The organism is Rickettsiella grylli (assembly GCF_000168295.1).
Lineage (GTDB): Bacteria > Pseudomonadota > Gammaproteobacteria > Diplorickettsiales > Diplorickettsiaceae > Aquirickettsiella > Aquirickettsiella grylli.
The window spans coordinates 66,218-83,268 of sequence record NZ_AAQJ02000001.1 but is presented as its reverse complement, the minus strand read 5'-3'; the positions used below and the strand labels follow the sequence as shown (position 1 = coordinate 83,268).

At 35.8% G+C, this 17,051-nt stretch carries 12 protein-coding genes; 4 read left to right on the top strand and 8 right to left on the bottom strand.

Annotation, left to right across the window (positions count from 1 at the left end; all coding sequences use genetic code 11):
- Nucleotides 1-116: 116 nt before the first annotated feature.
- Both RICGR_RS00405 and RICGR_RS00400 read left to right on the top strand, forming a co-directional pair.
- On the top strand, nucleotides 117-1,841 hold the full coding sequence (locus tag RICGR_RS00405) for an autotransporter assembly complex protein TamA (RefSeq protein WP_006034724.1): 1,725 nt from the start codon (nucleotides 117-119) through the stop codon (nucleotides 1,839-1,841).
- On the top strand, nucleotides 1,838-4,261 hold the full coding sequence (locus tag RICGR_RS00400) for a translocation/assembly module TamB domain-containing protein (protein ID WP_006035478.1): 2,424 nt from the start codon (nucleotides 1,838-1,840) through the stop codon (nucleotides 4,259-4,261). Before RICGR_RS00405 ends, RICGR_RS00400 begins: the two co-directional genes overlap by 4 nt.
- A 45-nt stretch (nucleotides 4,262-4,306) precedes the next feature.
- Here the strand turns inward: RICGR_RS00400 and RICGR_RS00395 are convergent, their stop codons facing one another.
- From RICGR_RS00395 to RICGR_RS00385, 3 genes are read right to left on the bottom strand one after another with little or no spacing between them, the layout of a single operon-like run.
- The gene (locus tag RICGR_RS00395) at nucleotides 4,307-5,392 is read right to left on the bottom strand and encodes an undecaprenyldiphospho-muramoylpentapeptide beta-N-acetylglucosaminyltransferase (RefSeq protein WP_006035493.1); all 1,086 of its coding nucleotides are present in this window, start codon (nucleotides 5,390-5,392) and stop codon (nucleotides 4,307-4,309) included.
- Nucleotides 5,393-5,401: 9 nt separating this feature from the next.
- The gene (locus RICGR_RS00390) at nucleotides 5,402-8,407 is read right to left on the bottom strand and encodes a mechanosensitive ion channel domain-containing protein (RefSeq protein ID WP_040615045.1); all 3,006 of its coding nucleotides are present in this window, start codon (nucleotides 8,405-8,407) and stop codon (nucleotides 5,402-5,404) included.
- Nucleotides 8,408-8,415: 8 nt separating this feature from the next.
- A complete protein-coding gene (locus tag RICGR_RS00385; RefSeq protein WP_006034965.1) occupies nucleotides 8,416-9,777 on the bottom strand; it encodes an amino acid permease in 1,362 nt (453 codons plus the stop codon).
- Nucleotides 9,778-9,857: 80 nt separating this feature from the next.
- On the opposite strand from RICGR_RS00385, the gene rsmI reads away from it, so the two are divergent.
- Together rsmI and tyrS are read left to right on the top strand one after the other, a co-directional pair.
- Nucleotides 9,858-10,697, top strand: a complete 840-nt coding sequence (rsmI, locus tag RICGR_RS00380; protein ID WP_006035572.1) for a 16S rRNA (cytidine(1402)-2'-O)-methyltransferase — start codon at nucleotides 9,858-9,860, stop codon at nucleotides 10,695-10,697.
- Between the two features lies 1 nt (nucleotide 10,698).
- A complete protein-coding gene (gene tyrS / locus RICGR_RS00375; RefSeq protein ID WP_006034726.1) occupies nucleotides 10,699-11,904 on the top strand; it encodes a tyrosine--tRNA ligase in 1,206 nt (401 codons plus the stop codon).
- A gap of 33 nt (nucleotides 11,905-11,937) precedes the next feature.
- On the opposite strand, the gene RICGR_RS00370 is transcribed toward tyrS, so the two are convergent.
- The 5 genes from RICGR_RS00370 to argS all read right to left on the bottom strand — a co-directional run bounded on the left by RICGR_RS00370 (nucleotide 11,938) and on the right by argS (nucleotide 16,895).
- On the bottom strand, nucleotides 11,938-12,279 hold the full coding sequence (locus RICGR_RS00370; protein ID WP_040615292.1) for a gamma-butyrobetaine hydroxylase family protein: 342 nt from the start codon (nucleotides 12,277-12,279) through the stop codon (nucleotides 11,938-11,940).
- A 16-nt stretch (nucleotides 12,280-12,295) separates the two neighbouring features.
- On the bottom strand, nucleotides 12,296-13,633 hold the full coding sequence (gene hslU / locus RICGR_RS00365) for an ATP-dependent protease ATPase subunit HslU (RefSeq protein ID WP_040615290.1): 1,338 nt from the start codon (nucleotides 13,631-13,633) through the stop codon (nucleotides 12,296-12,298).
- Between the two features lie 186 nt (nucleotides 13,634-13,819).
- Nucleotides 13,820-14,377 (bottom strand): ATP-dependent protease subunit HslV, encoded by a 558-nt coding sequence (gene hslV, locus RICGR_RS00360; protein WP_006035209.1) that lies wholly within the window; start codon nucleotides 14,375-14,377, stop codon nucleotides 13,820-13,822.
- 88 nt (nucleotides 14,378-14,465) lie between these two features.
- Nucleotides 14,466-15,086 (bottom strand): SPOR domain-containing protein, encoded by a 621-nt coding sequence (locus RICGR_RS00355; RefSeq protein WP_240992165.1) that lies wholly within the window; start codon nucleotides 15,084-15,086, stop codon nucleotides 14,466-14,468.
- A gap of 45 nt (nucleotides 15,087-15,131) precedes the next feature.
- The gene (argS, locus tag RICGR_RS00350) at nucleotides 15,132-16,895 is read right to left on the bottom strand and encodes an arginine--tRNA ligase (RefSeq protein ID WP_006035040.1); all 1,764 of its coding nucleotides are present in this window, start codon (nucleotides 16,893-16,895) and stop codon (nucleotides 15,132-15,134) included.
- Nucleotides 16,896-17,051: the final 156 nt, after the last annotated feature.

The following is a 17,051-nucleotide window of genomic DNA, read 5'->3' as shown; positions in this document are numbered from 1 at the left end:
ATTCTCCTGAATTTATTTTATAAAAATAAAAAATTTTTTAAATAATACTTTTTAAGCCATTATTTGGCTTATTCTCTTTACTTACACGCACTTATTAGGTATTTAATTAACCTAATATGATAAGAAAAATAAAATCGATTATAGCCGCTATGACGTGGCTAAACCTTTTTTTCGTCTCTTCTGGGTATACTACGCAATGTCTTCATATAACCTACCGCATACAAGGGTTACCGCAAGCGCTTATGAGCCCTGTTCAACAGCGGCTGAACCATAGCTTACAGACTTTAAAAGAACCTTCCACCGAAGATATCCAATTCTGGTCTAACCATGGAATTCGTGACATCAAAAAAACTTTAGAAATTTATGGTTATTTTAAACCGTCTATTCATCGCACCGTCCAAAAAATAGGTGAAAATTGGGAAGTAAGGTATCAAATTTCCGCAGGCCCTCCTTTAAAAATCACAACGCTCGAACTTTCCATTGTAAATACCCCCGATGATCCCCAGATCAAAAATTTAATGAATGATTTTCCTTTGCATCAAGGCGAACGTTTTTGTAGTAAAGCCTACGAGGATGCAAAAGAAAATTTACTTGCTCAGGTTGTTGCGGATGGTTATCTATCTGCTTATTTTTCTAAACACATTATTTTAATTAATCGGAACGCCTATACCGCTCAAATTAGCTTAACATTAAATACAGGACCGCGTTATTATTTTGGTCCTATTACCTTCAAACAATCTATACTTTCTAATCGCTTATTAGAACGTTATATTCCCTTTAAGGTGGGTGATCCTTATTCTTCGGTACAATTATTAAAATTACAAGAAAATTTAAACAAAAGTGGGTACTTTCAGAATGTATCTATTCTTGATTCTCCTATAAATAGTTTCAATCAACATCAGCCTATTTCTTTAATATTAACACCACGTCCCTCTCAACAATATACCGCAGGGATAGGTTACGGAACAGACGTTGGTGTTCGCGGAACGTTAGGTTGGGAATCCCGTTATCTCAACAAAGCGGGGCATCGTTTAAGTATTTTTAGCCAATTATCTAAAATACAAAACGGTTTCCAAACAACGTACACTTTTCCTGGAAAACATCCGAATACGGATAATTATACTATTAATTTTGCCATCGTTAGAAAAAAACTAGCTCAAGTAACTCGCACGACGCAACAAATAGGCACCACGAGTACATGTGAATGGAATGGCTGGCAACGCAACTTATTTTTAAATTATCAAGTGGAACGATTCAACTATCTCAACCAGCCAACAAAAAACGCACGTTTACTCACTCCAGGTATAAACCTATCGTACAGTAAATCGGATAATCCTCTTTTCTCCTTACAAGGCTATCGATTCAATTTTAGGCTACAAGGTGCCGCTCAACCTGTGTTATCAACCGTTAGTTTTTTACAAACTGAATTACAAGGTAAATACATATTCAGTTGGAATGATAATAACCGATTATTGTTTCGAGGAGACATAGGGTATACCCTCACTTCTAATCTTTCCAATTTTCCTCCCTCTTTGCTTTTTTACGCAGGAGGAAGCCAAAACATTCGGGGTTATGCTTATCAATCTCTCGGTCCCGGTCGTTATTTATTGGTTGGAAGCATTGAATATCAACATCGACTGATCCGTAATTTTTATGGTGCTCTTTTCTTTGACGCTGGAAATGCTGTCAATGATTTTCCGATTCATTTGCAAAAAGGAGCGGGTATTGGCTTGGTGTGGGCATCTCCATTAGGGCCTTTAGAACTGACCGCAGGCAAAGCCTTAGATATTCCTTCACATCCCATACGGTTTCAATTCACGATGGGTTTTGATTTCTTATGAAAAATAAAAAAATAATTTGGCTTAAATGGCTGAGTAGTTTATTAATAGGTATTTTTTTAATCAGTGGCTATTTATTTCTAAACACAGAAAAAGGTTTAGAAGCAGCGCTATTGATTGGAAAACAATTTCTGCCAGGGCAACTAAAAATAAATACACTTCATGGACGATTATTGGGTCCCATTTATTTAAAGAAACTTAATTATAAAAATAATAAAATTAATTTTTATATCTCTGAGGCAGAGTTTGATTTAAATTGGCGAAGTTTTTTAGCAGGAAAACTAACTTTTAATTCGATCTTTATTGATCAATTAAACCTTTTTATAAAACAAAAAACGAATACTATTCATACTATTCAAAAAAAATCAAAAACGGACCAAAGAAAAAACATCCACATTCCAGAAATTTTTCATTATTTAAAAATTAGTTCTGCTGTCATTCATCAAATAAATATAAAAACTGAAAATTTAAATCTCAAACTGTACGGTTCTATTCACCAACAATGGCATATTCATTGGCTATTAACGGTTAACGAATTAGCTCGCTTTTTCCCCCACCTAAAAAATAACATCACTTTACAAGGGACTATTCGTGGAATTTTTCAATATCCCAAATTTAATATAGGGCTTGAAAAAACAAATCTACAATGGAACGATTGGCAACTCAAACAAATTCAAAGTACTTTAACTATAAATACTAAAGATAAAAAATGGTTTTTTGACTTCACTGCTTCTGATTTTAATAATAAACGATTAAAAATTTTTCCAGTAAAATTAAAATTAACCGGATCTTTTTTACCTTTTTCATTGCAAGGCACTCTCTCTCAATTTAAACTGAATAAAAGATGTAAAGACCAACAGCTGACTTCGATAATCGTTCCGCAGACACACATGAATAGTTTTGTTTCAAGAAATGGATTAGAAACGTCAATCCAAACGTTCGAAACCAATAAAAACCAATTCATTGCTTACTTACTTTTACCTCATTATCAAGTCGGCTCCCCGTTAAAATTCAAACAGAAAATCAATGCAACGATTGATTTAACCCTTAAAAATTTAAATTTTCTAACGAGATTGTTTCCTGAGTTTAAACGCAGTCACGGCTTTTTTAATGCTCAATTAAAAATTTCGGGTTTATTGCAGAAACCTGCGGTTACTTTCACGCTTCATTTACAACAAGCCAGTATCTCTATCCCAAGCTTAGGCCTTCATTTAAAAAATATAAACTACCAATTACACACCGATAAACATCGTTTGCAGGGTATCGGTCAAATTTATTCCGGTAAAGGATTCATCACATTTACTAGTAAAACTGATTTATTAAAACCTCATTTATCAACATTAATAAAAATAAAGGGGGAAAATGTCACCCTCGTTCACAATCCAAATTATCAGATAATCGCTTCCCCCCAATTAACGATCAATGCAACGATTAACCAAGTTGAAACAGAAGGTTTTATTCTATTTCCTAAAGCTAAAATTAAAATTAATCCACAAAATTATAATCTCATCGAATTATCAAGCGATGTACAATTTTCAGATAAGAAAAAAACGTTAACTTTACCGTTTAACTTAAAAAGTAATCTCAAAATAAAAATGGGCAATGATATTCACCTTTATTATCAAGGCCTTCGCGCTCAATTGAAAGGTTCATTGTCTCTAAAACAAGAATCTGATCATCCTTTATTCGCAACAGGGCAACTTCAACTTTTTCCTGGAGAATACAGTTATTATGGTCAACGTTTAAAATTAGCGGAAAATTCTACATTAAATTTCGTGAATATGCCCATTAATAACCCTCTGGTTCATATTACTGCGCACCGAAATATTTTTATTTTACCTGCCTCCACTTCTAACAACGCCAATGAGATTAAATCTAAACTAGGTTCTAATCATTTTATTCAATCCGAATTTTCCTATCAATCAAGACCTGTTCCCGTAGATATAGGCTTACATATAAGAGGGAGATTACAAAATCCTCAGATTACTTTATTTGCAAATCCTTCTAATAGAATCAAATCATCCCTGGATATGCTTTCTTATTTGATCACAGGTCAAGCCAGTAATGAAATCAGCGCTGCAAGTACACAATTACTATTAAATGCTGCGACTCATTTAGGTCATGAAAAAAATAATTTAAGCGGCCTTATTAATAAATTTCAAAAAAAAATAGGGTTAGATCAATTAACCATTGGTGTGAAACCTATTTTTGATCCGCGCACTAATCGCTTAGAACAAAATACGTCGATAATCGTGGGAAAAAAACTCTCTCCTAGGCTGAATGTGTCTTACAGTCTTGGTTTATTAGATCCCATCAGTATTTTAGAAATAAATTATCTTTTAAATAAAAATTTCTCGCTACAAGTTACCCGCAGTGATTTTGCTAACGGTATCGATATATTTTATAAATTAGAAAAAAATTAAAAAAGAAAAAAGCATACGCTCTACACATAGACAAACTAAAATATTCTAGGAATGATGTGAAAACGAAATTAACGTTTCTATAATATTTTGTGTGCCATTAAGCGGTTTATATTCACTTAATTTATGTTTTAACTTATCTAAATTTTCAAAACTTTCAACGATAATTTTAAGTAATTTTTCATCTGAAAATTCCTCAAAATAAATAACCTGACTGAGACCTAAACGAGAAAAATAATTTGCATTGTCTATTTGATCACCGCGACTTGCTTTTTTTGATAACGGTAACAAAATATGAGGCTTATTTAACGTTAATAATTCATAAATAGACGTCGCGCCTGCACGGCTAACCACTAAATCTGCACACGCTAAAACGTTCGGAAACTTATCTTCTAGATACTCAAACTGTTTATATCCCTTCATTCCATTAAATTCAGGATCCAATTTATTTTTACCGCAAATATGTATCACATAAAATTTTTTTAGTAAGGGTTTTACTAAACGTCGAATCGATTGGTTGATATGAATTGAGCCTAAACCTCCTGCCATTACTAACAAAACAGGTTTTTGTCGATTACAAAATCCACACAGTTTTAAACCTTTTTCGCAATTTCCGTGTTTCAGAAAATCTCGAATGGGCATGCCGGTCAATACTATTTTATGCTTATTTTTAAAATAGTTAGCCGTTTCAGGAAAGGTAATACAAATCAATTGAGCGAAAGGAAAGCTAAGTCGATTGGCTAAGCCCGGTGTCAAATCAGATTCATGAATGACTATCGGAATTCCATTTAATTGAGCCGCGATAACAACTGGTAAAGCAACAAACCCTCCTTTCGAAAATAAAATATCCGGCTTGATTTTTCGAAAAATAAGAAAACTTTGTACGATTCCCATGAATAATTGAAAAGGGGTTAATAAATTTTTCCATGTCCAATACCGATGCAATTTACCGACTGTAATTCCATAATAGGGGATTTTCAAAGGTTTAATCAGCGCACGCTCTATTCCTTTTTGAGAGCCCACATAGAAAATAGCTGCGCCCTTATTTTTCAAAGCCACTATTAATGGTAAATTGGGCGTTACGTGCCCTGATGAACCACCTCCTGTGAAAATCATTTTAATTTTTTTTTCCATAAATAACGTTTAAACGGGTGGATCAGAATTTAATTCCAACTTACCTTCAAGATGGACATCGTGAGGAGCTTCTGGCGGCAAAATGCCCTCATCAACAAAGCGTTCCCATAAACTAAATAAAAATTGTGACCGAACACTCGATCGCGAACTAATATGATTCAAATCGACATAATATTCGACTTTAAATTCTAATAAAACTTTATCAATTTCTTTGAAATAAACTTCAGGTTTTGGATTGGTTAAAATTTTTGGTATTGTGGCTAATACTTCTAAAATAATATCTTTAATTCGTTGCGGGTTATCCTTGCGATTTGTTTTGATAGTAACTAAAGCACCGCGTACTACGCTATCTCGATGCGTCCAATTAATGAAATTTTTACTAAAAATATCGGCATTCGGAACTAATAATTCTTGGCGATCATCCGTCGTTACTGTAATGGATCGCGCGCCAATATGTGAAACTTGCCCATCATAATTACCCACAGTAACCCAATCCCCAACCTTTACAGGTCTTTCTAATAATAAAAAAATCCCTGTAAAAAAATTGTTAAAGAGATCACGCAGGCCTAATCCCACACCTAATGAAAAAAGTCCTAAAATAACTGATATATTTCCCCAATTTAAACCTAAAATATTTAGTCCAATCGTAATTCCAATCGCGATCAGTGTATAATGCGTGAAAATAGCTAAACTATTACGTAGCCCCAAATCTTTAGTATGTGCAAACAACCAACGATAAGCAAATTCGCGTGACCAGTGAGCAACCCAAATTAAAACGACTATTAATACTGCTAATTGCAAAACGGTTACCCCTGTCACCGTTGCCGTACTTGAGATAACGAATAACTTCTTAGAAAGTAATTTTACAAGACTCGTATTCAGTAACGGAACCCTATCTCCCCAACCGTAAAGTTCAAATAAACCCATTATTGACAAAATTAATAATATTAATTTTAAAATTTGATGAAAAGGTTTTAATAACGCTTGACTCCATAACCAACCATTCCTAAAATGGCGAATACATAATTCAGAGACCCAACGAATTAACTCATCTAAAAGTCCTCGAAGCAGTAAATACGCCGTTAACGCAACCAAGAACAAACCTTGGTAATGTGCAATAGCCCACGCGAGTTCGACATAACCCACAAGCCCTATTAACGCATTAGTGAGTAAGCTAAAGGGAATTAAAAAACTCAACCAGCGAATAACTCGTTTTAAATAAGCGTGTTTATTTTCTATATAAGGCTCCAGTAATGTGGGGACAACTTCCCAGCTTTTCATTAAAACTAAAGCAACAATGAGCAAAAACAACATAAATAAACGACCAAACAAATCTTGAATTTCATAATTGACTGGCAATTGATTCACTAAAATTGCAGCAAGCGTCACTATACCGCCAATCAATAGTGTCGTTCGTAAACGATAATAAAGCCTAACATCGTGACCACTCTCATCCGTGGTATTTTCAAGTAATAAAATATGGGCAAGTTGAATAACAATACTAAATAGTAGACAGACAACACTCATACTAATAATTAAAGAAAATAATTTTATGGGTATATTTAATAAAAATAATAATCCTATTAAACCGACCAATAACATAATTCCCGATAAATGGCGTTGCATCAATTGCAATACCACTATCACGGTTTGTGCAGAAAAAAATCCCCGACTCCGTTGTTGCAAGCGTACTCTATCAACCGCTAAAAATCGTCTTAACTTTAACCAAATAGCAAACCATATCAATATACTCAACAAAACAATAAGCCATTGCCAATTCGATACTAACTCAAGTTTATTGAAAACAGGTTCATAAAGCCCCGCTAATTTATCAAGTGTTAATGTAGGAATTTGAAAAATAGTTTGACCTAAACCAACCCACGCATTTAAATTCCAACCCGGTAATGTTTGTCTATTAGCCAGTTGAAGTTTTAATTGTTTTGTGATGAAGGCTTGTTGGGCATTCACGCCTTTAGCCAATTCTTGCATTTTAACAAACAAACTTTGGTACCCGTGTATAATTTCTTTTAATGGCCCTATTTCTACCTGCTTACTTTCATCATGAACGCCGTCCTTTGGTAAATTTTTATTCATGATCATCAAATAATTTTTAAGAAATTTCGTTTTATTATGAACTAAATCAATTGACGCGCTGATTTGGTCACTTAATGTTTCAATCTGATGCTGCAAATTACTGAGCGTAGTCAATGATAATTTTTGATTAAATACAGCCGCTAAATCTTGTAATCTATTCGATAGTTTTAATGCATTTAATTCAGTTTCTAATAAATTATTTTTTTCTTCGGCTTCAAATAATTTAAACTCTGTTTTGTGATAGGAATAATTATTGATAAACCCGGTTACTTCGGCTTTTTTTAATTCTTCACGCCATTGATTTAATCGTTGCATCCATTTTTGTTGATCGTGTTGTAATTTTACGGCAAGTACATCAAGCGAGGCTTGCCGATTGGCCTGTTGTTGTAATTGATAATTTCTCTGCAAATTTTGTTGCCATTTTTCAGAAAAATTAATGGTTTGCTGAAGCGTTTCACGCGCACCTAGCAACACCTTAATCCTTTTTTGTTGTAAAGCAGATAAATTTCTTTTTTCCTGTAAAGTTTGTTGTAACACGGTTTGTTGATGTTCACGTTTTTGGGAAGAACCTGAGGAAATTGGAATTTCCCATTGCTCGGGTGTATTTCGAATGGAATCTTGAATTAAATCGACAGACTGTTGTATTGTTTTCAAACTTAAATTAATGCTTTCTAAATCCGCTTTTGCCATTTCAATCATTAAATCAAGACGTTCAAGAGATTGCTTGCTAACCGTAGGTGATGCATTCTTTTGCTCATTACGCAAACTTTGCAGTTTTCTTCTTAGTAAATCACTATGCGTCTTATCCGCAATGAATTGCTTCTGCGTTAAATTAAATAAAGGGGAATCATTAAACTCAGCAAAGGCTGGAGAACAAAACCCGTTGAATAAAATAAATAATAAAAAAAATAACTGGTACAAACGATGCCTCAGGGTAAAGGTAAAGATTGCTCATTTACGTTTATAACATTTCCATTCGAAGAAGAACGCCATTTCATCCATACATACACCGGTACACTACTCAATAACAATAAAGTTCCATAAAACACAATTTCTTTACCGGAACCTATAATAACCCAAAAGGAATAAATTCCGGCTAAAATTGCAATAATCACCGAACGCAATAATTTTCTATCCTTTTTAAAAAGCCCAGGATATTTATAAAAAATAACTAACTCAGACATGGTAGTTAAAAAATAGGGAATCAGCGAGGCTAATGTTGCAAGTAAAATAATAAGTGTAAATTGTTTAACCAAACTATGATTAAGCGTCATTAATAATAATAAGCTAATTAAAATACTAGAAACAATTAAACCGACGATAGGCGTGCCACTTTTTGATTTTTTTAGAAAAACAGCAGGAAAAAGCTTATCTTGGGCTGCCGCTAATGGAATTTGGCCTTGAAGTAGAACCCAGCCATTTAAAGCACCCAAACACGAAATGACCGCGCCAATGGCAACTAAAATGCTCCCGATGGGTCCAAACATTATTCGTGCGGCATCTGCATAAGGGGCATTAGAATGCGCAAGCACGGTTAATGGCATTACACCCATTGCTGCAGTACTGCTCAGTAAATAAACTACTGTGGTGATAACAACGCCCAAAATAGTCGCTTTGGGGATAGTACGGTGCGGATTATTGACATGTCCGGCAGGAACCGAAGCCGACTCTAAACCAATAAAAGACCATAAAGTTAACGTGGCAGCACCACTAAATGCTTTTAAATTAGACTGGCCTGATAAATTGAATGCACTTAAAAAGTGAGGATGAATGTAAAAAATACCGACTAAAGCAATCAGTAGCAACGGGATCAATTTTAAAACAGTTGTTAATAACTGGAAAATACCGGCTTGTCGGACACCTAAAATGTTAATAAAGGTGACTAACCAAACCACGCTGATACTCACTAAGCAAGTCCATCGTGTGTCGTGAGCCAACTTCGGCCAAAAAAAACTTAAATACCCGATTAAAGCAACCACTATTGCTGCATTGCCTACCCAAAGCGCAATCCAGTAATTATAGGCCATTTGAAACCCAACAAATTCACCAAATGCTTCTCGACAATAAGCATAAGGCCCGCCTATAAGTGGCATCACATTCGATAGCTTTGCAAAGACCAATGCGAGTAACAAAGCGCCCACTGCAGTAACCACCCAAGAAAGCAAACTAATACTTCCATAAGCCGCCAAAGACGCCGGTAATAAGAAAATTCCTGATCCTATCATATTCCCTGTAACAAGCGCAGTTAGCATCCACAACCCTAATTTTTGTTGTTTCACTTTTTTGGACATTTGAGTCTAACCTCTGAATTTTGCACAGAACAAATCGCTGTGTCATTATACCCATCTCATGCATTAATGCGAAAAGTTTTATGTCAAAAACTCAAGGTCTTTATGTCGTTGCGACGCCCCTCGGTAACCTCGAGGATTTTAGTCCACGAGCCATCAACGTTTTAAAAAAAGTTGACACAATTGCCGTTGAAGACACGCGTCATAGTCAAAAATTACTAAAGACTTTTGGTATTACTACACCCTTGGTTTCTTTACATGAACATAATGAAACGATCTCTACTCATTTACTTTTAGATGCATTAAAAAAAAACCGATCGATTGGCTTGATAAGTGATGCAGGAACCCCTTTGATTAGCGATCCAGGTTATCGTTTAGTTCATTTAGCACGTCAACATGGAATTTCAGTGATTCCAATTCCTGGTCCCTGTGCTTTAATAACGGCTCTATGTGCTTCAGGTTTAGCGTGCGACCGTTTTATATTTGAAGGATTTTTACCCGGGAAAAGGAGTGCTCGATTAAAAAAATTACAAACGTTTTTGTACGAAACACGAACGCTCATTTTTTATGAAGCGCCGCATCGTATTCTCGCATTAATTGATGATATGCTCGCCGTTTTTGGACCTGAACGTTACGTTGTATTAGCCAGAGAATTAACGAAAGCATTTGAAACAATTCATGGCGATCCTTTAAAAAATTTGAAACTTTGGCTAAACTCCGACAAAAATCAACAAAAAGGAGAATTTGTTGTTCTCGTCGAAGGGAGGGAACATTTAAACCCACATAAAATAGACGTGAAGCGGATTTTAGGTATTTTACTCAATGAGTTACCCACTAAACAAGCCATCTCACTTGCTGCTAAAATAACCTATGAGAAAAAAAACAAATTATACGCATTGGCATTAGCGGTAGCGAGTAAATAATATGAACGAATCGACACTCGAAATTTTTCAACGAGGAAGTACTGAACTACTCGTTATCGATGAATTAAAGTCTAAATTAAAAGAAAATAGGCCTTTACGTATAAAGGCGGGTTTTGATCCAACAGCACCTGATCTTCATTTAGGTCATACCGTATTAATCAACAAACTTCGTCAATTACAAGACTTAGGCCACGAAATAGATATTATTATCGGTGATTTTACCGCGCTCATCGGTGATCCTTCAGGGAAAAACGTTACTCGCCCACCTTTGAGCGTCGATAAAGTTGTCGCCAATACTAAAACTTACCAACAACAATTTGACAAAATACTCGATCCTAAAAAAACCAACCTACGATTTAATTCAACCTGGCTCGGAAAGTTATCGGTCACTGACTTGATTAAACTCGCATCCTCTTACACAGTGGCAAGAATGTTGGAAAGAGATGATTTTCACCAACGCTATCATCAACATCGGTCTATTGCAATCCATGAATTTCTATATCCTCTGCTTCAAGCGTATGACTCTGTTGTATTAAAAACTGATCTTGAATGTGGTGGAAATGATCAAAAGTTTAATTTACTTTTAGGCCGAGAATTTCAAAAACATTTTAAACAAACACCTCAAATAATTTTAACGCTGCCTGTGTTAGAAGGTTTAGATGGCGTACAGAAAATGTCTAAATCGCTCAATAATTATATTGCGATTGATGAATCTGCCAATACGATGTTTGGAAAAATAATGTCGATTTCGGATGAATTAATGTGGCGTTATTTTGAGTTACTCTCATTCAAAAAAACCCTTAATGATATTAAAAAGATGCAGCAAGATGCGCTGGAAGGAAAAGCAAATCCACGAGATTTTAAAATTGAACTTGCTTTAGAGATCATTGAACGTTTTCATACTCCATCAGAAGCAGAAAAAGCCTTAAAGGAATTTCAACATCAGTTTAGAGAGGGGGCTATTCCTTCCGAAATTAAAACACTATGCATAAGCATATCCGGCGAAAATTTACCGATTGCTCATTTACTAAAACGAGCCGGTTTAGTCAGCAGTACTTCAGAAGCATTCCGTTTCATTGATGCGGGTGCCGTTAAAATTGATTCAATAAAAATTGACGATAAAAAGTTATCTATAAAAACAGATACGACTCATGTTTATCAAGTGGGTAAACGACGATTTGCCAAAGTAACTATTTTGAGTCAATAAATTGTTTTGGATAAACTATAAAAAAACAAATCTCTATTCTCGACGCGCGCCCGCTAATGACACGCGTTTCAAATAATCATTCCAATATTCATCGTAATGTTCGGATAATTCATAGAGTGTTTCCCACGTATAAATCCCCGATTGGTGATTATCATCAAAAATAAACCGGATAGCATAGTGACCCACCGGCTCTATAGTAATAATATTCACATTTTTTTTTCCGCTGACTAATTGACTCTCACATCGATCCTTTTTAGCGTCAGCGGAAGGAGAAAAAACTCTTAAATACTCACAGGGCAAACAAAATTTTTTTCCGTTATCAAACAAAATCTCGACTATTCGCGTTTTTTGTAAAAGTTTTATCTCACAAGGCATAGAAATCATGAAGCTTCTACAAAATAAAATGGCTTGTATCGTGATCTTGCGCTAAAGAAGTTAAATGTTTATCCACATAATTAACATTAATCGTTAGGTTTTTATCTGTGTAATCTGTGGCCTCGAAAGAGATTTCCTCCAATAAACGCTCCATCACCGTATATAATCGGCGGGCGCCTATATTTTCGGTTCTTTCATTCAGATCAAACGCAATTTCAGCGATACGCTGAATAGCATGCTTATCGAAGTTAAGCAGAAGTCCTTCCGTATTTAATAACGCTTGATACTGTACAATTAAAGAGGCCTGTGGCTCAATTAAAATACGTTCAAAATCTTTTGCTGTTAATGCTTTTAATTCGACGCGTATGGGTAAACGGCCTTGCAGCTCTGGAACTAAATCGGATGGTTTCGACAAATGAAAAGCACCCGCCGCGATAAATAAAATATGATCGGTTCGGACCATCCCATATTTTGTAGAAACGGTGCAACCTTCAATTAAAGGTAATAAATCCCGCTGCACGCCTTCACGAGAAACATCAGCGCCACTGGTTTCTCCCCGACGGCAGACCTTATCGATTTCATCGATAAACACGATACCGTATTGCTCTACCCATTCGATTGCCTTGCGTTTCAAATCTTCTTCGTCCAGTAATTTGCTGGCTTCTTCTTTTTGAATCACCATTAATGCATCTTTTACTTTCATACGGCGCGAGCGCGTGCGGGACGCGCCAATATTTTGCAGCATGTTTTGCAGCTGGCTCGTCATATCTTCCATACCGGGAGGGCCCATGATCTCGACTCCTGCAGGGAGGGCAGCCAACTCTATTTCTATTTGCTTATCATCTAATTGTCCTGCCTGCAATTTTTTACGAAAAACATTCCTTGCTATCGATTTTTCTTTGCTTTTAAGTTCATCAACTGCTTCATTTTTGGTCGCACGGGAAGGGGGAACAAAACAATCTAAAATTTTACTTTCAGCAGCCTCTAAAACTTGAGGTTGCAAACGAGTAATTTCTTCTTCACGCAAAAGTTTAAAGGCTGAATCCACTAAATCTCGAGGAATAGAATCGACATCGCGCCCGATATAACCCACTTCAGTAAATTTTGTAGCCTCTATTTTTAAAAAAGGACATCCCGTTATTTTTGCAGCCCGTCGACCAATTTCAGTTTTCCCTACGCCTGAAGGTCCAATCATGAGTATGTTTTTAGGTGTTACCTCATCTCTTAACTCAGGTTCAAGCAACATACGACGTTTACGATTACGCAAAGCAATGGCAATCGCCCTTTTCGCTTCATTTTGACCAATAATAAAACGATCAAGTTCTTGTACGATTTGCTTCGGTGTCAAATCAATTTTACTCAAATAATTAATGTCCTTCGATAATTCAACAGGATTAGGATTATTGGCTTCACTTTTGTCTTCTGAAAAATTAGCATCTATCATAGTAGGCTCTGAAATCGAATCAGTTTCATTCGTTGGTGTATCGATTAAATTGGATGAGTTAGTTTTCATGGGTCAACACGTTTATTTATTGGTAAATTATTTTTTAAGATTTATTGAATCAATTTCTTCAATCGACCGTTGGTGATTTGTAAAAACACAAATGTCTGCGGCAATCATTAAACTTTTTTCAACAATGCTACGGGCACTTAATTTAGTATTTTGAAATAACGCTAATGCAGCCGATTGTGCATAAGCTCCGCCGGAACCTATCGCAATTAAATCATGCTCGGGTTCAATGACATCACCATTCCCGCTCAGCATAAACGACTTCTCTTTATCAGCAACGGCTAACATGGCTTCTAAACGCCTTAAAACGCGATCAGAACGCCAATCCTTAGCCAATTCTACTGACGCGCGATCAAGCCGACCGTTACACTCTTTTAATTTATTTTCAAACCGTTCTATTAACGTAAATGCATCGGCTGTAGCCCCTGCAAATCCAACTAATACTTGGCCATCATACAATTTACGGACCTTACGAGCATTCCCCTTGAGAACAATAGCATTCCCCAAAGTCACCTGCCCATCTCCACCAATAACAACCTTGTCATTACGCCGAACGAGTAATATTGTTGTACCATGTAATGATTGCACTATTTACCTTTTTTATCGTAGTCTATTGAAATTACCACTATGGTGGCTTATTTAATAATTTCAACCCCAACAACCATAATCCTTCATTTCATGACGATATTTTAACCACAATTGCTGATAATCCCGCTGCATTCAATCGTTTTTTTTCATTAGAAAGCTGATTCAAATCAACAGGGCCCATCATAATCTGATAAGTTGGCTTTCCATTTATCCAAATCACTTTTTTTCGCACCGGAATCCCTTTTAACAAAGCCTGCGCTTGTAGTTGTTCTGCGTGAATGCGATCAGTAAAATTGCCTAAAACAAGGATATAGGGTTTGTTATTAAGCCTTCCCATCTCTTCTTCTAATTGTTTTTTAGCTTCAGCAATAGCCACTTGTTCAGGCGTTGTACTCATCATCGCATCGATGGATCTCGATTCTAGAGAGGTAATGGACGTGCTCCTCGAGAAGGGCATTTCTTGCATCACAGAATCTCCCTGTTGCGACAAATTTAAATTTTCATGTGGCAAAATATTATAGAAATCAAATTGAGGTTCAGGTGGTTTAGGGGTAGGCGTTTGGATAATTTCTTTGCGTTTTTTTTCAATGGGCTGAATTGATTTTTCTTTAGGTGCAGACTTCAAAAAAAATAACAAGCCAATAATCAATAAACCCACTGAAATTCCTAGCATTCCCCAAAGTATGGCGTTATTCTTACGTCTTGACATCGGATATTCCAATTTTCTATATTTTTTTGCGTAATCTTTAACCATTTACATGACTTCCAACGTTTTCACGCCCAGTAGATCTAAACCATTTTTAATCACTTGTGCAATTGCAGCAATTAAATTTAATCGTGCGTTCCGCAAGTTATCGTTTTCTACTAGAAAAATAAATGAATTATAATAAACATGGAAAGATTGTGCTAAATCTTTCAAGAAATGTGCAAGAATATGTGGTTCGTAAGTCACCGCTGCGAGCTCAACGACTTCAGAATATCGATTCAACAACACTAATAAATTTTGTTCTTGTGTTTCTTTTAATTCGGATAATGAATCCATTCCTAAAATTTTGTTCCAAACCCATTGTTTTGCAGCCAGTTGGCGCATAACGCTATTTATTCGCGCATAAACATATTGTACATAGTACACCGGATTTGCATTGGATTGTTCCTTAGCGAGTTCAAGATCAAAATCCATATGTTGATCCACACGCCGTAAAACATAAAAAAACCGCGTCGCATCCGCACCAACTTCCTCTCTTAGATCGCGCAAGGTAATAAATTCGCCGCTACGTGTCGACATCTGAATTTTTTTATCTCCGCGATAAAGAATCGCAAACTGTACTAATAAGGCCTTGAAACTTTCTTTGGGAAAGCCGAATGCTTGAATAACAGCGTGAATTCGTGGAATATAACCATGATGGTCCGCGCCCAATACATTAATTATTTTCTTAAACTTCCGTTTTTCTAAAATATAAAGTCGATAGCCTGCGTCTGCAGCAAAATAAGTGGGCTGGCCATTTTCACGGAGTAATACGCGATCTTTATCATCTCCAAAATCTGTTGATTTAAACCACAAGGCTCCATTCGCTTCATAGGTTTTTCCAAGTTCCTTTAAACGTTTGATTGCTTTATTCACAAAGCCCATTTTAAACAAGCTTTTTTCTGAAAACCATTCATCAAAATTGACTCTAAAAGCAGTGAGATCTTCTTTAATATCAATTAAAATAGAATTTAAGCCCGCATCAAATACCTTTTCATAACCGTTGGGACCTAATAACGTTTTCGCTTGCAGAATAAGGCTATCAATATGATGTTCTTTATTTCCACCTTGTGGTTCATCAACCGGAATGTCTTTGAAGACTAATTCACTGGGCTGAAAAAAACGTTCTCCATATTGCGTATAAAGTTGTTGGGCAATTTTTTGAACATAATTCCCTCGGTAAGCATTACTCGGAAAATTAAATGTTTCATTGCAAATTTCTAAATAACGTAACCACACACTGGTCGCCAAAATATCCATTTGCCTTCCGGCATCATTGATATAATATTCTGAACAAACTTGATAACCTACCGCGCTCAATAATCTTGTAATAGAATCCCCATAAGCAGCTCCTCGACCATGACCCACATGCAAAGGGCCCGTAGGATTGGCAGAAACAAATTCGATTAACACAGATTCTTGACGTCCTAAATTCGAAGTTCCAAATTGATTTGTTTGCGTTAAAATCTGGCTGATAACATCATGCCAAACCCATTTCTTTAAGAAAAAATTAATAAATCCTGGACCTGCCACTTCAATTTTTTCTATTTTTGAATTTTCTGAGCAACAATCTATATTCGCTTTTATTTTTTCAGCTAATTGTAATGGCTGAACGTTTAATTGTTTTGCCAAAACTAAAGCGATATTACTCGAAAAATCACCATGTAATTTTCCTCTCGCATAATCAATTTGGATGATTGACGAAGACAGCGTGAAAGAATCGCCTATACTTAACAAAGCCTTTTTGATTTCTTGTTTTAACAGTTGCTTCATAGGGATTTAATTCATCGGTCACCAAAAGAACAAGATTATAACGCAATATCTCCAAGATAAATATAAATCACCTAGACATAAGCTAAACTCTATTTTATTTAATGTTTATCCACCCCCCGCTTGATCGGGCGTAAAATGGGCTTTTTTCATAATTTT